This window comes from Streptomyces sp. GMY02 (genome assembly GCF_019056675.1).
GTDB classification, from domain to species: domain Bacteria; phylum Actinomycetota; class Actinomycetes; order Streptomycetales; family Streptomycetaceae; genus Streptomyces; species Streptomyces odonnellii.
Map to the genome: position 1 here is coordinate 8,480,105 of NZ_CP077658.1, position 19,089 is coordinate 8,499,193.

Below are 19,089 nucleotides of genomic sequence, written 5' to 3' on the forward strand. Positions count from 1 at the left end.
CCTAGTGTCCTGAGTCGCTAATTCGTCGGCAGTATGAGGCGAGGGATTCGAGGATCTGGTCGGCGGTCCTGGTCCAGATGAACGGCTTGGGGTCCTCGTTCCATGAGTCGATCCAGGTGCGGATGTCCTTCTCCAGTGCCTGGACCGACTTGTGGACGCCTCGCCGTATCCGCTTGTTCGTCAGCTCGGCGAACCATCGCTCGACGAGGTTCAGCCAGGACGAGCTGGTGGGCGTGAAGTGCATGTGGAACCGGGGATGGGCCAGCAGCCACTTCTTGACTGCCGCGGTCTTGTGGGTCGCGTAGTTGTCGCAGATCAGGTGGACCTGGAGCCCGGCAGGGACCTCTCTGTCGAGTTTGCCCAGGAACTTCTTGAACTCCTCGGCCCGGTGCCTGCGGTGGAGCGAACCGATCACCTTGCCGGTGGCCGCGTCGAACGCGGCGAACAGGGTGGTGGTGCCGGCGCGGACATAGTCGTGGGTCGCCCGCTCCGGCACCCCGGGCATCATCGGCAGCACCGGCTGAGACCGGTCCAGTGCCTGGATCTGCGACTTCTCGTCCACACACAGCACCAGCGCCCGCTCCGGCGGGTCGAGATACAGTCCCACCACGTCGTGGACCTTGTCGACGAAGAACGGGTCCGCGGACAGCTTGAACGTCTCGGAGCGGTGCGGCTGCAGCCCGAACGCCCGCCAGACCCGCGAAACGGTCGACTGGGAGAGTCCCGTCCTCTTCGCCATCGACCGCGTCGACCAGTGCGTGGCATCCTCCGGCCCCGACTCCAGAGTCCGCGCGATCAGATCGGCGACCTGCTCATCCCCCACCGTGCGGGGCCGGCCCGGACGGGGCTCGTCCGACAGCCCGTCCAGACGGTCCGCGAGGAACCGCCGACGCCACTTCGACACGGTGTCACGCGACACCCCGACCCGCTCCATCACCACACGCGTCGACACAGGGAAACCGTCCTCCCCGACCTCGTCACAGGCCAGGACCACACGAGCCCGCATCGCCATGTCCTGCGCGGACTTACGCCGCCGAACCCAACCCTCCAACACCGACCGCTCAGCATCAGTCAGATCCAACGGCACAAGCTTCGGTCCCGGACGCACCATGACCCAACCCTACGGAAATTTAAGACTCAGAACACTAGGCCCTGTCCGGCGGATCTTCGTGGATCAGCCCGGGGCGGCTGGTGGAGGGGGTCCCTCCCGTGCCTTTCGGGCTACGGGGGAGGATCGCAAGGCGGAGGACCGTCCTCGTACTGGATGTACTTGGACGGTCCGACAACGCAGCGAGGTGCCGTGCCAGGCGTTCCGGGCCCGCGAAGATCCGCCGGACAGGGCCTAGAGCCGGGAGCCCACGGGCCATGCACAGAGGGAGTGGGAGAAGCACCTCGCGCATGTCGTCCGGTACTCCCGGCATCCCCGGATCCGGACTCGCACAGCCTCTTCGTGGCGCTTCCACCTGCCCGATGGCCGCAGCGCCGAACATGTCCGCGACGCCCTCGTGGCAACAGCCCAGTTTTCGTACAGCTACGGCCAAGTGGCGTCTGTGCCCACCTGTCCTGCTCAGCGGCCTGCTCCGCTGCCGCGGTAAAGGCCGGATTTACCGCGGCAGAGCCCCTACGGTGATCACCGCGCCCTGCGGCGGACTCTTCGGCCGCAGAGTCGGAAGGGCGGGGCGGCGTGACGACCGAACCGGTGACCGAACTCGGGAGTGGGAGCGCGCTCCGGCTGGCGCACGCCCGGGTCGTGCCCCTGTCCGCCTCGCCGTCGTCATACACCGCGGCGGTCGAGCGGTACCTCACCGGCACGGGCATCGCGAAGTCCTCCGCCCGGATCTGCCGGATCTCGCTGACGACATGGGGGTGGATGCTCGCCGGTGAACCCGCGCTGGCCGGACCCGCCCGCCGGGGCGCGAAGCCACCCGCCGTCCCCGTCACCGCGATCGACGACCCGGCACTGCCGGAGGTACTCGCCGAGCTGGCGGCGGCGCGGGTGGACGAGATGGACGCCGACACCGTCAACCGGGAACTGTCCATCACGCGCAAGGCGATCGGCTGGTGGCAGCGCCAAGGCTGGATCGTCGGCGACCCGATGATCGGCATCGAGCGGCGGCCGACGCCGCCGGACTGCACCAAGGCCCTGGCGGAGAACCAGATCGCCGCCCGGTGGCGCCTCGACGTTGGCCTCCGGGAGAAGACGCATTGGAAGATGCTCTACGAGTCCGCCGCACGGGCCGATGAGGTGCTGTGCCTGAACGTGGAGGACCTGCATCCGGGCGACAAGCGCGGCCGGACCTTGGCAAGGGCGGCGCCACTGAGCGGATTCACTGGCATTCCGGGACCGCCCAGTTGCTGCCCCGACTGATCACGGGCCGCGCGTGTGGTCAGTTGTTCCTCACCGGCCGCAAGGCCCCGGCCGGGACGCCGACGCTGGACATGTGCCCGGAGACCAGGCGGGCGAGGCTGTCGTATCGACGGGCTGCGGAGATCTTCAAGGAGAACACCCAGCTGCTGGCCAACCCCCTCGCCTCGCCCGAGGACATCGAGGGCCTGGACGGCTGGACTCCACCGGCTACGCCACAGTGCCCTGACACACGACGCCGAGGACGCCACCTCCACCCCGATGCTGCTGGCCCGCTCCCGGCACGCCTCCGTCCGCTCCCTGGAGCGGTACGCCCGCCCCGGCGTCAACGCGGTCGCCTGGTACGTTGCCGAGCGCGGCCCCGCCGCCCGCCGCCGTCTATGAACCTCCAGAGCACACCTGCGGACTACTGGGTCGCGCTACGCGATGGTGTCGGCAACCCTTGTTCCAGGCTTCACCGGCATTCGGGCCAGGAGGTACGCCTGCTGACCTTGCCGGGGCTTCTCCTGCTCATTCGGCCCGCGGATCAGCCGGGCATCCACCATCAGCCCGGTCCGGCTCAGCAACTCGGCGATGCGGTCAGGAGAGACCCAGTAGACGTCGAGGGACAGCTCATGCCCGTATGCGTTCTCCAGGTGCCGGAGCCCGTCACCGGCCTTGAAGGCGATCAGCGGATGGCCGCCTGGAGCCGGCACGCGGTGAAACTCCGCGAACACAACCGGCAGCAGCTCCGGAGGGGTGTGCACGATCGAGTACCAGGCGATGACGCCGTCAAGACTGCCGTCAGCCGGCTTCGCCTTCGCCCACATGCTCGCCTTCAAGCTGATGCCGAGGCTGAAACATCGGCTCCGCGCGGCTGTACCGGTCGGCTGCCGGGGAGGACGAGGTCCCAGTCGATCGCCTTGGTGGACAGCACCGGCGCGAGGTTCGGCCAGTTGTCGTTCCCCTTCAACCATGACGTCCACTACGTCGTCCGGACCGCCGCCACGCGGCGAAGCCGGGAATGCCGCACAGATGGTTCGCCCACGCGGGTGACATCTGTCATGAACGTCGGAGTGTCGGGAGAAGTACCTGGTGCCGGGCCCGAGTCCGGGCCTGGATTATCCGGGCACCCCGGCGAGGGTGTCCGGACCGAAAAACGGAGGAGAGCATGTCCCGACTCGGAAACATCGCCTCGCGCCTGTGGACCGCCGCGGCCGTCCTGACGGTCGCCGCAGGAACCGTCTCGCTGACCGCACCCCCGGCGGCAGCCGACCCCAACCAGTGTCCGTCCGGATCGTTCTGCGTCTGGGAGCAGTCCAGCTATCGGGGCGACTTCAGGCACTACACCACGTCGAACCCCAACGTCGGCAACTACATGAACGATCGCATGACCTCGTACTGGAATCGCACCGGCAAGACGGTCAGCGTCTACGAGCACGGCAACTACGTCGGGTGCATGATCTCGATCCCGCAGGGCAGGTCCGAAGCGGCGGTGGCCTCACACTTCAACGACAAGATGACCTCCCTTCGCGTCGGCCGCGGCTGCTGATACCCCCTTGAAGGCCGCAGCAGCGCTCTTGGCGTTCAGCGGGATCCGGGCCGTGGGCACGGACGCCGGCCAGGTGGCGCCCCTGTCCGGCAGGCCGAAGTAGCGCGGTCTGCTACCGGAGTACAGGCAGTCAGTACCTGCGGCCACGCCTCGCTCCACCGCCCAACAGCGCCAGGCGGCACTGGACCGCCCCAGGTGCTCGCGGCGGGGCGTCGTTCGGCGGTCCTATCGGAAGCACCAGCCCATGAAGACCCGTTCGACGTCGGCTTCGAGGACATCACGCAGATCCTCGTCGTCGTCCGGGGCTTTATGACCGAGCGTGTGGACAACCCGGCGGTAATACTGGTGGGCGAAGTGCGGATCACCCGCCGGCAGCAGGGATGACAGAAGCGGCTCGTCACCGGGCCGCCGCACCTCGCGGTTTCTGATCACACAGAAGGGAAGAGCTGTTCGCGCACCCATTCGGGATCGGGGTTGGTGTGTGGCTGGCCCGCCACGAAAACTGTCGGCACGGTCTCGTTGCCGTCGTTGGCTGCCCTCACCGCCGCAGCTCCTGCCGGGTCGCGCCAGACGTTGACCCAGTGCAACTCGCGGGTGCTGCGGCCCAGCCGGATGCGCAGTCGTATGCAGTACTTGCAGCCCGGCCGCCAGAAGACGACCGGCCGGCCGTCGACCGCGCTGCGGCGTTGTGCCTCCCGCGCACCGATCGACCTCGGAAAGATCAAAGGCGAATTTACGCCGGCGAGCGCCAGGAACGCCAGCAGGAGTGCTGCGGCTGTGACGGGGCTCCCCTTGAAGATCAGCCCAGCCGCGACGGCAGAGCCGCAGAACACAAGCAGCATCGGCAGGATCCAAGCACGCATCATGGTGACGCAGGCTATCTACGCCTGGCTCATGCGGCGCACGCCCACCCCGTCGGTAGACCGCGCGCTTACGCTATGAGTGCGGGACCGGTACCGACTGCACCAGCGTGTCCGTGATCGCCTCCGGCGATGTCACCGGCGACGGCCTCGGGGAGATCATGGCGCGGAGCACCAACCCCGATGCCCTCACTACCGCCCACGTCTCCTCACCGCCCGCCCCGGCAACAGCGTCATCCTCGCCGCACAGTGGCTCTGTCCGCGAGAACGGGCTCTGGCACAACTTCTGTGACTGGGCACTCTGACGCGAAGTTCGTCACGACCCCGGCCTACGCGCCACGGCTAGGGGCGCGACGCAAGGTTGAGAACGCTTTCGCCACCGACGCCGCCAACCACGGCTGGACCCACGAAGCCGAACGCCACTACTGCACCGCCGACCGCATCGAGAAACTCCTGAACGAGCTCGGCCAGCCCCTCGAAGACCCCACCGACACCCTGGAGAAGGGTCACCGCTGATCAGCGAGTCGGGAAGGAAGCCAGAGCAAGGTCCCATGAAGCAGTGCATCCGTATCCACCCGCACCTCCACGACGTGCTGGTCGATGTCCGCCCCGTTATTGCCCTGCTGCCATGGCGGGGCCTCCTCCAAGGACAGGTGAACGCGAATCACCGCCCCACTGTCGCTCCGAGCGGCGAGGCTAACAGCCAGGACTGGCTCGACGAACCACGTGTCCGGGGACAACCAGCCTTCGGCATCAGATCCGGTCACAGCCACCGTCCCGGCGGCCACCGCGCGCAACCAAGCGGACACCTCACGGGCTTCACCGGTCAGCAGACACGGATCGGCAAAGGCCCAACTGCCCGCGGGAGTCGTCACCGTCCCCCCGACGACCAGCCAGTTGTCGCCGTATGAGTCACCGCAGAGGGGATGGGGGCTTCCTCGGCTGCGGGTCGCTGGTGGTCCATTGCCATCCTTCGCTCCGCGGAGCGGCGGCCGGACATCGCTGCGCCGCGTGCGGTGACGTGCCGGTCGGCCGCGCTACGCGTACAACGGTGGGCGTCCCGGCCGGGACACGGGCGGATCGAGGATCGTCGGCCACGGCGCCGAGGGAAATGTTGCTGAGCGGGACCGACTCACTGTTCCACATCGGGATACGGAACGGGTGCACAAGCCAGTATTCGAGGGTTACGCCCATGCGGTCGGCGTCGATTCCCCGTCTACTCAAATCAGATGCGAGCTACGGAGAGTGCAGAACGCTGATACCCAACGGGGCGGTCCCGGAGGCAGCGAACCTACCGATACCGACCCCTGTACCCAGCCGACGGACGTGGCGTCCCTGCCGCACCTCAAACGCACGCTCTTAGTGGGCGGTTCGTGAGTCTTTGAGTCGTTCTGTGGTCGCCTGATGGTGTGGGGTGGGGGCGAACCCGCGGGTCCGTGGTGCGGGGCCTGCTGGGGTTGGCGGGATGAGTGAACGCAAGCCATACCCCAGCGACTTATCGGACGAGCAGTGGTCGTTGATCGAGCCGGTGATCACCGCGTGGAAGGACCGGCACCGCTCGGTCAGCGGTCATCAGGGCACGTACGACATGCGGGAGATCGTGAACGCGATCCTCTACCAAGTGCGGACCGGCTGCCAGTGGGTCTACCTCCCGCACGACCTGCCGTAGAAGAGTGCGACGTACTACTACTTCGCCGCCTGGCGGGACGACGGAACCGACCAGGTCATCCATGAACTCCTGCGCTGTCAGGTCCGTGAACGCGCCCGTCGATTAGAGGACCCGACCCTGGTGGTACTGGACACCCAGAGTGTCTACGCGGCCGTCGGGGTCCCCGCCGCCACCACCGGCTACGATCCGGCTAAGCGGGTGCCGGGCCGCAAGCGCGGCCTGGCCGTGGACGTCCGCGGCCTGGTCATCGCGGTCGTCATCCTCGCCGCGAACACCCACGACAACACCGCGGGCATCGTCCTGCTGGACCAGGTCGCCGAGCACACCGGCGACACCGTCCGCAAAGCCCTGGTCGAGCAGCGCTTCAAGAACCAGCGTCGAACACGGCGCCGCCCTGGGCATCGACGTCGAGATCGTGGGACGCGAACCCGGGTACCGGGGTTTCCTGCCGCAGCCGAAGCGGTGGAGGGTCGAGCAGACCTACGGAATCCTGATGCTTCACCGGCGTCTGGTCCGTGACTACGAGCACCCCACCGCCTCGTCCGCCTCGCGCGTCTACTGGGCGATGTCCCATGTCATGATCCGCCGTCTCACCGGCACGAACACCTCCACCTGGCGCGAAGAGGCCGTGAGCACGTGAACATTCGCCCCCTCCTTGAGGCACTGGACCTGCAGGAAGACGCCGCCCGGGCGCTGGCTGACGATCTTCGCGCGCAGATCGACGACCTGCAGACCCGGCTGCGGGAGGCCGAGACACACCTCGAGCACCTCACGATCACCCGCAAGACTGTCACCGGCCTTGCCGACAGGCTCCCCGCATCCCCGCCCGAGTTGCCCGAGCACCCGGACTACCCGCGCATCCTCGCCGCATTCAACGCGGCGACCGACCCCCTGCGGGCCAAGGAAGTTTGCCAGGCCCTTCGCCATGAACTGCTGCCGAAGAACATCGAAGGCACCCGGGCCAAGCTGAAGCGCCTGGTCAAACTCGGTATCCTCACCGAAGCTGACACCGGCTGGTTCGCCCGGCGGCAGTAGCCGACACCGCGGCCAGCACCCCTGCCTCAAGCCTCACTTTGAAACCGACATCACCTTACGAACCGCCCACACAGAGATCTCCAAGGCCCACCCTCGCGTCACCAAGGCCTGGGTGGGCAGCGGTTATCGGACCAAGGCCATCGAGTACGGCGCCCGTCTCGGCGTCGACGTCGAGATCACCCGACGCGACCCCGGCCAGAAGGGCTTCAAGGTCATCCCGCGTCGCTGGGTCGTGGAGCGCACCTTCGGCTGGCTCATGCATCACCGGCGTCTGGCCCGGGACGACGAAACCACCCGCACCGCTCCGAAGCCATGATCAAGCTGGCAATGGTCGACCTCATGAGCCGCAGACCCACCTCGGAATCAACCCTGAACTGGCGGTACGGCTGAACGCTGGCGCTGTGGGACTCGCAGCAGTCAGAGCAGGTAGGGGTACAGGCTCACGCTGCTTTGCGGCACCTGGACCTCGGCCCCTGTGCCGCTGACCACCTCTGGCGGGCCTGGTGTGGCGAGGTCCAGCAAAATCAGCGCGCTGGCGAACTCCAACGTAGCTCCGCCGTCGGCAGTGAAGCTCAGACGGCCCCGAAACACCAGCTGGCCGCCGTTCTCCCAGAGGCCGAAAGCGGGCACCGCGGCTGGCCACGTGTTGCTTCCCCAGGACACGTCCTCGTCAATGCTCCACTCGACGTGATGCTCGCCGCCCACTTCCTCTGAAGCACCGGCCCAGAACACCACCGCGGTGCCTACGTCGGAACGAACACGCACTCTCGCCGAACCTGTCGACGTCCGGGGCACTGCTTCTACCTGGACCAACACCACGTCATCGTCCACCACGTTGCTGCGTTATCAAATACCTCTGCCAGGACGAAACGCTCTTTGAGTGCCGTGGTGGCGTCGGCCGCCGTGATGGTGCCCGCTCCGCGTCCGTCGGTCGACGACGGTGACGCGGTTGCCGTGCTGCCTGGCCTGTTCGTGCCGGACGCGTCTACGGCGTCGAGCTGGTGCGGCGCGCCCGGCAGATCGCGAGAGGCTCCCGCAGCTCGTGGATGACCTACGGACGCCAGTAGGAGACCGACGTGACCGAGCAGATCCCCCCATCGAGCGGATCAGGGGGTTGAGACTGGTAGGCCCGCGTGTTGAGGTGTCGCGTATTCCAGCTTGGTCGGCCCTCGTTGGTCACTCTGGGTGGCGAGGCCCGTGTTCGTGGTCTGTCCTTGGGCGGATAGGGCCCTTGGGGAGGATCGGACCGACCAGTAGCGGCTCGGCTATCACGACGCGATGGGGGGTGGAGTCCACCGCGGCGGCTTCTCCGGAGGCGGATCGGCTGGAAGGCAGGCCCCGTACGAGGATGTACCCGTCGTACAGCCCGACTCGTCACCGCTCCCGCCGCTCCGGCCCTGGTCGCAGCGAGGTCCGCTCTGACTCGGACCGGCCGGGGTCCGGCCGCCGTACGCCGATCGGCCCCCGTAGGCCGAGCGTCTGCGCGGGACCCCGTCGTGGATGTCCCTCCTGCAGGTTTGCCCGATTCTGCCTAGGCGGTGAGCGGTCGTGCGCGCGGTGTTGACGGTGTGGAGGGCGGTTGCACATCCTTGGCACGCACTGCCGCTGGTTGTCGAAGTCGTGCCGACCCCCGGAGGGGATGACCCATGCGCAAGTCACCGACGATGGCTCTTGCAGGCGCCCTGCTCGCTCTCGGCAGTTCGCTCGTCGGGGTCGGCACCGCCCGGGCCGCCGGGAGCGGGCAGTCGGGCGCGGGCACGGCGCAGGCCGCGGCCAACCGCGTGGTCTGCTACGAGGCGCACGTCGCGGGCATCGGCTGGGAGAGTGCGTACTCCTGCAACGGAGCGATGGCGGGAACCACGGGGGAGGGCAGGGCCGTCGAAGCGCTGCGATTCGTCACGGTCGGCATGTCCGGTCTGTGTGCGCGTGCGCACGTCTCCACGATCGGCTGGCAGCCCTGGATCTGCGTCGGGGACAACGCGACCCTGGAGATCGGCACCACCGGCCAGTCCCTGCCGATCGAGGCCGTCGAGTTCCAGACCCAGGGCGGAAGCGTGGCGGCCAACGCGCACCTGAGCGGCTACGGCTGGCAGGGCTGGGTGGCGGGCGGCCGCATCACGGTCGGCACGACGGGGCAGAACCGGTCGATCGAGGCAATCATGGTCACCCCCTGACCGGGGGCGGCCCCAGTCCCACCTCTTCGGTCGTCGGAGCGGCAGCGAACCCGCCGTAGCGGGAAACCTCTGACCGCGAGGTCGAACGCAGGGCCGGGTGTCGGGTCCGGGCGCTGTCCAAGCTGTTCTGGACGCACGTGAACCCATATCTGGACACTTCAGGGGGTGCTGATCCGTGTAGCACGGCGTTGGCCCTGGCGACGAATGTGTCGCAGGCTGCTTGAGCTGCGCTGCCACGCTGGAGCATTTCTGCTTTGTCGTCGGTCCGGATGATCGTGCTGGTGAGCCTCGTCCCGGACGGCCCGAACGACGCGGTGGGCAACTGCTGCCACGTGCAGCCTGAGCTCGCCACGAAGACGATTGCGGCCAGCGCTTCGCGGTCGCCGTGCCGACGCCGCCCACCGCCCTGAGGCCGCGATGGTGCCTTCGGCACCACCCGCTGGAACAGCTCCCACAACTCGTCCGGCACCAGCCGCTCAACGATCCCCGCCACGACCGGCAGGCTACCCAACCAAATGGAGAGGACGTCTAAGCCGTCCCGGGACGGCTTAGGGCGGCGTTCTGCCCTGTCCGCCGGCACAACGCCCTCGGATCGGCCGGTACGGATGGACCGTTGCCGGCGTCGGGCCCCGGACGGCAGACACGCGCCACTCCCGTAACACAGCCCCGGCCCCGGAGGGGCCCGGTGGATCACCGCCAGACAGACAGACAGACCGCCGGCCGCGTCCGCATGGCGGGCGCCTCGGTGACCCTGTGCCGTCTGGACGAGGAGATCCACGAGCTGCTCATGGACCCGGCGCAGATCCCGATTCGGGTGTTCTGCCCGGTCAGCAGGTGCCCCGCCGCCCCGCTGCGTATACGGGGCGGCGGGGTGTCCGGTTTTCCGGTCAGTCCTGCTGGACGACGTTGGTACCGGCACCGCCGGAGAGGGTGTCGGTCCCGGCGCCCCCGTACAGCTTGTCGTCGCCGGTGTTGCCGTAGATCGTGTCGTCGCCGCCGTCGCCGTACAGCACGTCGTTGCCCCGCCCGCCGTAGAGGAAGTCCGCGCCTCCGGCGCCGTGGATGACGTCGTTGTCGTCACCGCCCCACAGGTGCTGCTGGTCGTACGAGCCCCAGATCTCGTCGTCGCCCGCGCCGCCGTCGGCCTGGGCCGCGTCGCCGATGGAGTAGATGACGTCGGCACCGGCGTCACCGAAGACCAGGGTCCCGGCCTGGGCGCGGATCTCGTCGTCGCCGTCGTCACCCCTGACGACGCTCGCCTCGCCCACGGAGATGAGGTCGTCGCCCGGTCCGCCCCCGACCCGGCTGGCAGGCGGGTACCCGGACTCGGTCAGTGTGTCGTCGCCCTCGCCGAGTTCGAAGGCGACCATGTAGTACGCCTGTCCGGTGCCGTTCGTGTAGCTGACCGCGTCGTCGCCGTCACCGAGGACCATCCGCAGGGTGTCGTACGGGTCCTGTGTCTCCAGCATCGCCACGGTGCACGAGACCGTGGTCAGGTCGGCGGGGTCCGGGTGCCGGCAGTCGGTGCCCGCCGTGATCGGCACGGTGTCGTCGATGACGTACGTGATCTCGTCCACGCCCCGGGCCTTGGCCGAGGTGACGACGAGATCGTTGGTCTGTCCCGCGGCCGCCGTGTAGACGATCGCGTGATCGGTGGAGCTGAACGCGGCGGTGGCCGCCGGCGCCGCCGCGCTCGCCGTCCCGCCGAGGACGAAGGGCAGGGCGAGCCCGGTTCCGAGAGCGACAGTCAGCGCCGCCGCGGCACGCGGGGCGCGGGGACCGGCGAAGGGAGAGAACACGAAAAGCCTCCATGGGGTGTACACCGCTGTATCAATTACGTTCGACCTCCGGGAATTGCGGATGGTTGTGTTCCGTATGTCGAATTCCCGTAAGTGAAGGTGCGGAATTGTTTTCGGCCGCTCTATATGGCTGATAAGCAGCCGTGTGGAATGGGGCGGCTACCGTGGATCATGGTGAATTCACGGCCTCGTGCGATTCGAGCGAGAATTCCGGGCGAGGACGCTGTACGGTGTCGCCGCTCGGCGCGACGGGGAGACGAGGTGACGGTCACGAGAGAAGCGCGCACGGCAGCGGCGCCGAGCCTCGTGGTCCTCAGCGAGGAACTGCGCGGCGAAGTCGATGACCGCGCGGGCGATGCCCTCCGCCGCGTCCGGCCCGGCCTGCGTCCAGATCCGCAGGGAGGTCACGAAGACGCGCCCCAGGGCCTCCAGGGCGAAGGTGTCCTCGCACGGCTCACCCGCGTCCGGGCCGGGCGGCGCGGTGACCGGGACGACGATCCGGGTGGCGACGTCGACGAGCAGCTCGGGAATCCGCGGCTCCGCGCCGGCGAACTCGCGAGCGGCGCCGCTGTCGTCGGCCTGGACGGCCCGGAGGTAGTTGAAGGCGCTGATGGCCCCTGTGGACAGAGTCCGGCCGTGGCGGGGGAGAACTCTCCCCCTTCCGGTTGATCACGATGCGGTCACGACGGAGGGGTTTTCCAGGGTCGGCGTCACACGAGAGCCGAAAACCGCACCTGTAGAAGGTGAATGGCGGGACAGGCCCGCCCCGCCTTCAGGAGCACCCTGTGGCGAGCACCGCCGACGAGCCCGAGCAGCCCCTTGACCGCACCGGAGAGGCCCCCTCCGTGGACCCCTCCATCACCCCCTCCGCGCCCCGTCGCCCAGAATCCGGGCGTTTCCGCAGGTCAGACCCGGCGGACAGGGGGCCGCCGCAGGTCCGACAACCCTCATGCAGATGTAGCAAGGCGTCCCCAGCACCGGAGGACTTCGCCCCAGCACCGGAGGACTTCGCCCCAGCACCGGAGGACTTCGACCGGGCCCCGACGCCGGGAGCTGCTGCAAGCACTGGGGATCTTCCAGAGGGCTACGCCCCGACCAGCTCTGGAAGCTGACCCGCCCCGGCAACCAGCACGACAAGCTCACGCGGGACGACCTCCTGGATCTGGAGGACTACCACCTGGTGCGGATCGAGTCGGTGCAGGAGGACCAGCGGCAGGTGTGGGCGCTCACCAGGCGAGGACACGGCGAGGCGAAGCAGCTGCTGGAGCCGGAGGGCATACGGGTCTCGGTGCTGCGCGAAGAGAAGTTCGACCCGGTCACGGGGCAGCCGCTCGGCACCGGCTACGACGACCACGCCGCGGCGGTCACCTCGACGGCCGCCGAACTCCACCGCGCCGGGACCGGCCACCGGCTCGGCTTCCAGACGGAGATCGGACACCGGCTCGGCAGCGGTTTCGTGCAGCGGGCGGACGTGGTGGTGCGGGCGCAGGAGGCCGGGGTGCCGGTGCTGCTGCTGGAGATCGACCGCCGTACCGAGGACGCGCACGACCTGGTCGCCAAGCTGTACCGGTACTGGGAGTGGGGCCGGCTGCTGCCACGGGACGCGGACAGGCACACCGTGGACCTGGTCCCCTCGCGGCCGGACGCGATCGAGCGCGTCGACCAAGAGAAGCGGCTGTGGCGAAGGGTCTACCCGCCGACCGGCCGCGAGGGCCTGGTCCCGGTGGCGTTTGTGTTCGCGGACACCACCGAGGCGGAGGTCGCCAACACGGTCGCCGTACTGGAGGAGGCCGGCCACCGTTACTGGGCGCCGCGCCGGTACGACACCCTCTGCCCGAAGGCGGTCACCGCCCGGGACTACCGCCAGGCGGTGCCCGTCGTCGTCACCACCCTGGAGCAGCTGACGGAGCACGGCGCGGATGCGGCGGTGCGGCGGCGGCTGGGACGGGACGGCGAGCAGACGCTGACCGACGCGCTCGACAACCCCGACGGCCACGCCCTCTACCGCGACCAGGAGGCCCGCGCCGATACGGAGGACAAGAGGCGTCGCGTCGCGCAGCGGGAGGCGGAGCGCCCGGTGTGCAGGCGGTGCGGGCGGAAGTTCACCGGCGAACGCTGGGAGGAGACCACCGCGCGCGGTGGCGCCTGGACGGCCGGGGGCCGGTCCGTGTGCGGCCTGTGCCACGCCGACGACGTTGCCCGCAAGGAGGCCGCTGCCGAAGCCGCCCGCCTCCAGGCCGCCGCGCCGCCGGAGCCGGAGCGGGAGGAGAACCACGAGTCGGGCCGGGGCCGCGGCTGGTTCCGCCGGCGACCCTGACTCGGTACACCACGGGCTCGGGAGATCAGCGTTCTCCGGGCCCGTGGCGACCCCGGTGTCACATGCCACCGACGCCTCGGATCGGAGCGAGGGGAACGATGCTGCGAATCTGATGTACACCAGAACCATGAAGACCCAGGAAGCGTTCTGTGTGCGATGTGGCAGCGCAGACACCCGAGTTGCCCGCCTCGACCAGACCAGCGCGGAAGGCACCTGCCTCCGCTGTGACAAGCCCTTCCACGTCCGGGTCGGGCTCTTCTTCGTCATTGAGTATCTCGCCCTTGATTTCCGCGAGGTCGAGTTCCCACATCGAGAGTGTGAGACCGTACAGGCGGCACCCGAAGTGCCGGGGGAGGAACCAGATCGCACCGTATTCCCCCGTCTTGTCCCGGCCGCTTGCGAAGCCGGTGTGTCCGCACGCGGGGCATTCTGCGGGTACGGCGATCGGCCACGGGGCGGCCGTTGGCAACCCGGAGAGATTGCTGACGAGTTCGGCGATCTCGGCTTCGGACAGGCGCCGGGTGGTCTCGGCGAAGCGCTCGCGGGCCTGCCGGAGTTTCGCGTGGTACCGGATCTCCATCTCGGTCATAGCCTGGGCCACCAGCGCGGTGCAGGCTTCGACGTGTGTGCCCCAGAAGCCATCGGGCTCTGCCGACAGGGCCTTCAGGAGCGCATTGATGTGCTCGATGCCCGCGGCCAGGAGTGCGCGGCACTCGGTGACGGGCTGGCCCCACCTCATGTGGGTGATGCCGTTGCGGGACTCCCGCAGTTCCTTGAGCTTGGCAGGCGCCTTGTGCCCGGGGCCAAGGAGCTGGGCTGCCCTGAGAATGGCCCCCTCGCCGCCGATGGTCTTGAGCCCGGCGCGGCCCTTCTTCGTCTTGTCTTCGTTCCCGCTCAGGACCAGGAGGTCGTCCACGCTCGGCTGCTTCTCTGACGCAAGGGGCACAGGAGCGATGGACGCCAGGTACGCCTTGGACGCGTGTTCCACCGCGACCGCCATGTGGTGCACGGCGAAGTCCTGGTCGATGGGCTTCTCCAGGTACGCGTCGACAGCCGTACGCGCCCACTTCCGGGCCGATATCAGCAGGTGCTCGTGGATCGATTCGTGCGACATGCGCATCACGGTAGAGGCGCGCTGTGCGAGTGCACTGCGAATTTGGCTGCCGGGGAAAGGCGAACGGGCAGGGTGGAGTCGTGTCCGGGCATCGCTCATCTCCGGGCGTCGCTCATCATCAGGGGATGGGGGAACAGATGGACATGGCGCTGCTGCGGAGGCTGATCGACGGCGTGCTCCTCACGCTGTACACGCGCTACACCGCGAAGGAACTGCCAGCGCTGTGCGAGCGCCCGGGCCTTCCCGTGCTCAACGAGGGCAACACCAAGCACGAGCGCCTGGTGGCCAGCCTGAACGCCTGCCCCGACGACCACCTCGCCTACCCGGGCCGTTTCATGGCTCTGCTGAGCCGACTATGGCACCTGGACAACGATCCACTCGGCGGACGGCCAGCACACCACAAGAAGGGCACCAAGCCCCGACGCACAGAGTGACCTGCGGCCCGGGGCCCAGCCCCGCTGCTGTCAGACCTGCTCCGTATGCTGCGGCCCATGAGCATGAACGGGGAGTACCTGCGCGTCACACCTGCGGAACTGGACCGGGCCCTCAAGGATCCCGCATGGGCCCTGGACCTCGCCGAGGAGATTCAGGACGCGGAGGAGGAGCACGAGCCAGCACCCAACGGGGCGCGGCACTTCACCACGCACCAGACATGGGATCTACTCGGCTTCCTCCTGCGACGCTCGGCCTTCCCGGTCGACATCGTCCACGGCGAGGAGCCCCTCGCTGCCGACGACTGGGGCTACGGACCGCCGCAATACCTAACTCCAGATCGGGTCCGGCTGGCCGCTGACACCCTGCACCAGACGACGTATGACCAGCTCATCCAGGGTGTCGATCCCTCCGAACTCACCGAGGCCGAGATCTACCCCCGAATCTGGGACTCGTCCACCTCACTGGAGTGGGCCCGCGACCTGTTTACTCCCCTGACAGAGTTCTTCCAAGGTGCCGCATCCACCGGTCACGCGATGCTGATCTGGCTCGACTGAGCCACCTCCGGCGGCCGGACGTTAAACGACAAGCTTAGGGCACCGCCCACCAGACGCAGGTGCTGAACCTGACCGACGCCGAAGGCACCCCGTGGGGCACCTCCACCCGTAGGCTCGACTACACCGTTGAGACCGGGGAGTTCACGTGCCCGGAACTGCCCGCTGGGCCCCTGACACTACGGCGGCCCGCGAGGCGCTGCACCGCGCGCTGCGGCTCCTGGACGACCAGGACAACCCGTACCGCGCTCGCCGAGGCCCGAGCGGCGGCCCAAGCGGCTGCAGACGCAGTGCCGTACCTATGGCAGGCGCGGCACTGCGCCGAGTGCCGGCGCAACGCGAAGGAAGAAACCTGCCGCAGTCGCACCTGCACCCGCTGCGTTCAGGGTCGTTGACCCCATGCCGCCCAACAATTACTGACCTCGCGTTTCCTCGTCGCCCAGGCCCCGGACGCTGGCACCGGCGACCATGACCAGGACGATGCGGCGGGCCCCTGGACCGCGTCCCTCATGAGGCACCCTGCCGTTCTCGCCTGGAAGGACCCGGACCTCGAATTGCTGTCCGTTGTTCTCCGGTCCGGACGTCTCTCAGGTACTGACGAGTCCGGTCCGGTCCTTGTTCGGAACCCAGCGACGGTCGCGGGGGCCGTTGAACACGTCCCGGGGCAGGGGCACCGCAGAGTCGCTGAGGGTCTCGAAGATGTCCAGGAAGAGGTCGTCTCCTTCGGGGGCGTTCTTACTCGCCTCGACAAACGCGGCCCCCATCGCCTTCATGCCCTGGTTACCGTCATAGGCGTCACCGGGGCCGAAGTCTTTGCGGTGTTCATCGAACCACTGACTGGCCCAGGGCGTCGCATGAGCCTCACGGCGTACGACCGCGACAGCGCTGACATACGCATGCGTGTTCCGCAGTCTTCCGTTGCGCCCGGCGACCGCACGGAACTCACCGAGTGTGCCTCCAGGCTCCAAGGGAGCTTCGAGGGCGAGATCGCCGTACATGGCAGAGATGATCAGGTGTGGCGAGTCGAAGGGGATCGGCCGCCCGCCCGGGTTGTCCAGTACGACGACCAGTGGCCGGCCGCGGTCCTGCAAGTCCCTGAGCTGACCAGCTGCTTCCTTGATCTTCTTTCGGATCGGGGCCAGCGCGTCCTCCTGCGACCGCGCCATCGGCTGCCTCAGCGCGGCGTTCTCGAAGATCCCGTACGTCTCGAACGCCTTCACCTCTGCCACAATGGTGTGCTCGCCAGCGGTAATCAGGTAGTCGGGATACCGTCCCGTGCCGAGCTCCGGCTCGACCTCGAAGGCGTAGCCCGTCTCACGGAGGTAGCGGGCGACACGTGCTTCGGCGCGTTCACCGATCGTGGGCTCGTTCATTCCGGCAGTATGCCGCCGAAGTACCGATCAGGCGCCCCGGTTCCGGCTGCCGACCCCGACGGCTCCCCAGCCGACACCGCGGCGACGTTGCCGGCGAGCCTTGCTCCGGCCGGAGACCCGGATGACCGACAAGCATGGCGCCGAATTCCTCTACCGGGTCGGCGATCTCAAGAACGGCCCGCAACCGGCTCCGCCGCGCGGTTGGTGCCACCGATACCGACTGACCGACAGAAGTGAACACACCACAGGCACCGGGGGATCAGCCATGACGTCCCCGGGGCCCGGTGTAGGTTCGCGCTTTCCACCTACAGCGCGGAGGGTCACTCTCGGTCGGGCTCGCTTTCCGGAGTATCGGGGCCGGATGGTTTCTGCCGTTCAGTCTGTTCGAAGTCGTCCTGGTGCGCTTCGCCACCGCCGCTTCGCGGCTGATGTGTGTAGCCGGGGATGTCGAGTCGAGGCAGCACAGTGTCGACGCGGGGCAGCTTGAGATCGAGCTGCGGCATCGACGCGGCCATCTGCGCAGCGACCTGCTGAGCGAAACGGACCCCTGGAGCGTTGACCGCTTTGTACATCGCGGCCTGGTCGGCTGCCATACGCCGTGCGAGCTGCTGCATAGGGCCGTTCACGAGCCTTTGTTGTTCGGCGACTTGGCGGGCGAACTGCTGCAGCGGGCCGTTGACAAGTCCCGCCTGCTCGATGACGTGCCGGGCGAACTGGGCGCTGGACAGGTCAAGCCCTGCGAGTGTGGGGGCGAGCCGGTTGGATACAAACCGTTCCGCAGGTGTCCGGGCCGCGAGAGCAACGCGCTTGGCGGTTGCTGCGAAGTCGGTGACTCGTTTCTTGAGTTCGTGCAGGAGCTTCATGCAGGGCTCGTCGTCGGTATCCGGAGGGATCGGCTCGCCCGAGGTGAGCAGAGTCGGGCCCCTGCCGTCTCCGGCGGAGAAGAGGATCTTCGTCTCCCAGACACAGGCGACGTATCCGGCAAGGGACTCCGCCTCGTCGACCGTGAGACCGTACAGCAGCCACTTCGCCTTGGCCGTGTACCAGACGTCGCCCTCGATCGCGTGCCCTGTCACGCCCGTGACGGCGAGCAGTTCAACCTCGGGTGTCCCGGACCAGGCGAACCACCGTTCCCTAGCGCCGCCTTCGCCGAGACCGTCGTAGCCGGTGAGCGTGGTCAGCCCCAGGGCCGCTTCCGCCACGCTGTCGCGGACAGCCGACGATGCCAACAGCTGCGCGGCAGCTTCCTCTGCTTCCGTCCCGGACACCTCCGTGGTGAACTCGGAGACGACCTGGTCGAAGTCCTTGAGCATGGTCAGCCGGTTTTCGAGCCCGCGGACGTCCTCGTTCATCGGATACCGGTAGGAGCTCCCGTCACCAAAGTCCTTGGTGTTGTTGGTGACGAAGTAGACGTGCTGGTCAGGGTTCTTCTTGAGGAACTCCAGGATGGAGAACCAGATCGCCGCATCACGGCCGCCTTCGGCGTGATCCTTGACCTCCTTGGCTGGCGGAAGAGCCATCGCTTCCCGCTGATACGCCCTGCGCAGCGCCGCGTTGCTGGTCTCGATGACCTCGAAAATCTCCCCGTAAGCGTCTCGCCAGTGGCTCAGGAGGCGCTCCAGGTCCAAGGGTTCCAGGGAGCTCTTCAGCTCCCAGGGCAGGTCCTCCTGTAGCCTCGCCAGGGTGTTCAGGACGCTCTGATACTTGGCGGGGTAGTACCGCGCCCTGTGGGCGGCCATCTCCTCCAGGACCATCCACGGCACGGCAGCCTGATGGTGTCCCGACTGCCGCAACTTCCTGATGATGTCCGCCGTGGGACCTTCGGGCTGCAGAAGATTCACCGCGTTCGTATCAAAAATGATCAAC

19 protein-coding genes and 3 pseudogenes are annotated in these 19,089 nt (G+C 68.0%); 13 read left to right on the plus strand and 9 right to left on the minus strand.

The window, feature by feature from the left end:
- Position 1: 1 nt before the first annotated feature.
- The gene (locus KQY30_RS35815; protein ID WP_217308917.1) at positions 2 to 1,111 is read right to left on the minus strand and encodes an IS630 family transposase; all 1,110 of its coding nucleotides are present in this window, start codon (positions 1,109 to 1,111) and stop codon (positions 2 to 4) included.
- A 573-nt stretch (positions 1,112 to 1,684) separates the two neighbouring features.
- Between KQY30_RS35815 and KQY30_RS37020 the strand changes: the two genes are divergently transcribed.
- The gene (locus KQY30_RS37020; RefSeq protein ID WP_254407494.1) at positions 1,685 to 2,368 is read left to right on the plus strand and encodes a hypothetical protein; all 684 of its coding nucleotides are present in this window, start codon (positions 1,685 to 1,687) and stop codon (positions 2,366 to 2,368) included.
- Between the two features lie 258 nt (positions 2,369 to 2,626).
- Positions 2,627 to 2,749, plus strand: a complete 123-nt coding sequence (locus KQY30_RS35825; protein WP_217310618.1) for a PmrA — start codon at positions 2,627 to 2,629, stop codon at positions 2,747 to 2,749.
- A 35-nt stretch (positions 2,750 to 2,784) separates the two neighbouring features.
- Here the strand turns inward: KQY30_RS35825 and KQY30_RS35830 are convergent, their stop codons facing one another.
- Positions 2,785 to 3,174 carry a class I SAM-dependent methyltransferase gene (locus KQY30_RS35830; protein WP_254407495.1) on the minus strand — a complete coding sequence of 130 codons (390 nt, stop codon included), beginning with the start codon at positions 3,172 to 3,174 and terminating at the stop codon, positions 2,785 to 2,787.
- A gap of 341 nt (positions 3,175 to 3,515) precedes the next feature.
- Between KQY30_RS35830 and KQY30_RS35835 the strand changes: the two genes are divergently transcribed.
- Positions 3,516 to 3,896, plus strand: coding sequence for a peptidase inhibitor family I36 protein (locus KQY30_RS35835; RefSeq protein WP_217310619.1), 381 nt, complete (start codon positions 3,516 to 3,518; stop codon positions 3,894 to 3,896).
- A gap of 195 nt (positions 3,897 to 4,091) precedes the next feature.
- On the plus strand, positions 4,092 to 4,280 hold the full coding sequence (locus KQY30_RS35840) for a hypothetical protein (protein ID WP_217310620.1): 189 nt from the start codon (positions 4,092 to 4,094) through the stop codon (positions 4,278 to 4,280).
- 44 nt (positions 4,281 to 4,324) lie between these two features.
- Here the strand turns inward: KQY30_RS35840 and KQY30_RS35845 are convergent, their stop codons facing one another.
- Positions 4,325 to 4,762, minus strand: coding sequence for a glutaredoxin (locus KQY30_RS35845; RefSeq protein WP_217310621.1), 438 nt, complete (start codon positions 4,760 to 4,762; stop codon positions 4,325 to 4,327).
- 282 nt (positions 4,763 to 5,044) lie between these two features.
- Here KQY30_RS35845 and KQY30_RS35850 point away from each other — a divergent pair, with 282 nt between their 5' ends.
- From KQY30_RS35850 to KQY30_RS37025, 4 genes and pseudogenes are all read left to right on the plus strand, one after another.
- Entirely contained in the window at positions 5,045 to 5,272 is a 228-nt protein-coding gene (locus KQY30_RS35850) for a hypothetical protein (protein WP_217310622.1), read from the plus strand.
- A gap of 949 nt (positions 5,273 to 6,221) precedes the next feature.
- Positions 6,222 to 7,065 (plus strand): annotated as a pseudogene (locus KQY30_RS35855) (IS5 family transposase).
- A complete protein-coding gene (locus tag KQY30_RS35860; protein ID WP_217310623.1) occupies positions 7,062 to 7,460 on the plus strand; it encodes a hypothetical protein in 399 nt (132 codons plus the stop codon). The pseudogene KQY30_RS35855 and the gene KQY30_RS35860 overlap by 4 nt, the downstream one beginning before the upstream one ends.
- A 169-nt stretch (positions 7,461 to 7,629) precedes the next feature.
- Positions 7,630 to 7,740 (plus strand): annotated as a pseudogene (locus KQY30_RS37025) (IS5/IS1182 family transposase); the annotation flags it as partial.
- Positions 7,741 to 7,877: 137 nt separating this feature from the next.
- On the opposite strand, the gene KQY30_RS35870 reads toward KQY30_RS37025, so the two are convergent.
- Positions 7,878 to 8,294: a hypothetical protein gene (locus KQY30_RS35870; RefSeq protein ID WP_254407496.1), complete on the minus strand. Its 417-nt coding sequence runs from the start codon at positions 8,292 to 8,294 to the stop codon at positions 7,878 to 7,880.
- 812 nt (positions 8,295 to 9,106) lie between these two features.
- On the opposite strand from KQY30_RS35870, the gene KQY30_RS35875 reads away from it, so the two are divergent.
- A complete protein-coding gene (locus tag KQY30_RS35875) occupies positions 9,107 to 9,634 on the plus strand; it encodes a hypothetical protein (protein WP_217310624.1) in 528 nt (175 codons plus the stop codon).
- Positions 9,635 to 9,926: 292 nt separating this feature from the next.
- Here KQY30_RS35875 and KQY30_RS37030 read toward each other — a convergent pair.
- Together KQY30_RS37030 and KQY30_RS35885 are read right to left on the minus strand one after the other, a co-directional pair.
- Positions 9,927 to 10,136 (minus strand): annotated as a pseudogene (locus KQY30_RS37030) (transposase); the annotation flags it as partial.
- Positions 10,137 to 10,521: 385 nt separating this feature from the next.
- On the minus strand, positions 10,522 to 11,433 hold the full coding sequence (locus KQY30_RS35885) for a calcium-binding protein (RefSeq protein WP_254407497.1): 912 nt from the start codon (positions 11,431 to 11,433) through the stop codon (positions 10,522 to 10,524).
- Between the two features lie 261 nt (positions 11,434 to 11,694).
- Here KQY30_RS35885 and KQY30_RS35890 point away from each other — a divergent pair, with 261 nt between their 5' ends.
- Both KQY30_RS35890 and KQY30_RS35895 read left to right on the plus strand, forming a co-directional pair.
- Entirely contained in the window at positions 11,695 to 12,102 is a 408-nt protein-coding gene (locus tag KQY30_RS35890) for a hypothetical protein (protein WP_217310626.1), read from the plus strand.
- Positions 12,103 to 12,613: 511 nt separating this feature from the next.
- On the plus strand, positions 12,614 to 13,750 hold the full coding sequence (locus KQY30_RS35895; RefSeq protein WP_254407498.1) for a hypothetical protein: 1,137 nt from the start codon (positions 12,614 to 12,616) through the stop codon (positions 13,748 to 13,750).
- A gap of 58 nt (positions 13,751 to 13,808) precedes the next feature.
- On the opposite strand, the gene KQY30_RS35900 is transcribed toward KQY30_RS35895, so the two are convergent.
- Positions 13,809 to 14,864 (minus strand): hypothetical protein, encoded by a 1,056-nt coding sequence (locus tag KQY30_RS35900; protein WP_217310627.1) that lies wholly within the window; start codon positions 14,862 to 14,864, stop codon positions 13,809 to 13,811.
- A gap of 125 nt (positions 14,865 to 14,989) precedes the next feature.
- On the opposite strand from KQY30_RS35900, the gene KQY30_RS35905 reads away from it, so the two are divergent.
- Together KQY30_RS35905 and KQY30_RS35910 are read left to right on the plus strand one after the other, a co-directional pair.
- On the plus strand, positions 14,990 to 15,298 hold the full coding sequence (locus KQY30_RS35905) for a hypothetical protein (RefSeq protein WP_217310628.1): 309 nt from the start codon (positions 14,990 to 14,992) through the stop codon (positions 15,296 to 15,298).
- Between the two features lie 57 nt (positions 15,299 to 15,355).
- Positions 15,356 to 15,853, plus strand: coding sequence for a YfbM family protein (locus tag KQY30_RS35910; RefSeq protein ID WP_217310629.1), 498 nt, complete (start codon positions 15,356 to 15,358; stop codon positions 15,851 to 15,853).
- Positions 15,854 to 16,437: 584 nt separating this feature from the next.
- Here KQY30_RS35910 and KQY30_RS35915 read toward each other — a convergent pair.
- Together KQY30_RS35915 and KQY30_RS35920 are read right to left on the minus strand one after the other, a co-directional pair.
- Positions 16,438 to 17,223: a hypothetical protein gene (locus KQY30_RS35915; protein WP_217310630.1), complete on the minus strand. Its 786-nt coding sequence runs from the start codon at positions 17,221 to 17,223 to the stop codon at positions 16,438 to 16,440.
- Positions 17,224 to 17,543: 320 nt separating this feature from the next.
- On the minus strand, positions 17,544 to 19,088 hold the full coding sequence (locus KQY30_RS35920) for a PIN domain-containing protein (protein WP_217310631.1): 1,545 nt from the start codon (positions 19,086 to 19,088) through the stop codon (positions 17,544 to 17,546).
- Position 19,089: the final 1 nt, after the last annotated feature.

Excerpts from the sequence above, each read along its gene's own strand:
- KQY30_RS35815 (WP_217308917.1), bottom strand. The coding sequence starts at position 1,111 with ATGGTGCGTCCGGGACCGAAGCTTGTGCCGTTGGATCTGACTGATGCT.
- KQY30_RS35825 (WP_217310618.1), top strand. The coding sequence starts at position 2,627 with ATGCTGCTGGCCCGCTCCCGGCACGCCTCCGTCCGCTCCCTGGAGCGG.
- KQY30_RS35830 (WP_254407495.1), bottom strand. The coding sequence starts at position 3,174 with ATGTGGGCGAAGGCGAAGCCGGCTGACGGCAGTCTTGACGGCGTCATC.
- KQY30_RS35835 (WP_217310619.1), top strand. The coding sequence starts at position 3,516 with ATGTCCCGACTCGGAAACATCGCCTCGCGCCTGTGGACCGCCGCGGCC.
- KQY30_RS35845 (WP_217310621.1), bottom strand. The coding sequence starts at position 4,762 with ATGATGCGTGCTTGGATCCTGCCGATGCTGCTTGTGTTCTGCGGCTCT.
- KQY30_RS35875 (WP_217310624.1), top strand. The coding sequence starts at position 9,107 with ATGCGCAAGTCACCGACGATGGCTCTTGCAGGCGCCCTGCTCGCTCTC.
- KQY30_RS35900 (WP_217310627.1), bottom strand. The coding sequence starts at position 14,864 with ATGTCGCACGAATCGATCCACGAGCACCTGCTGATATCGGCCCGGAAG.
- KQY30_RS35905 (WP_217310628.1), top strand. The coding sequence starts at position 14,990 with ATGGGGGAACAGATGGACATGGCGCTGCTGCGGAGGCTGATCGACGGC.
- KQY30_RS35910 (WP_217310629.1), top strand. The coding sequence starts at position 15,356 with ATGAGCATGAACGGGGAGTACCTGCGCGTCACACCTGCGGAACTGGAC.
- KQY30_RS35915 (WP_217310630.1), bottom strand. The coding sequence starts at position 17,223 with ATGAACGAGCCCACGATCGGTGAACGCGCCGAAGCACGTGTCGCCCGC.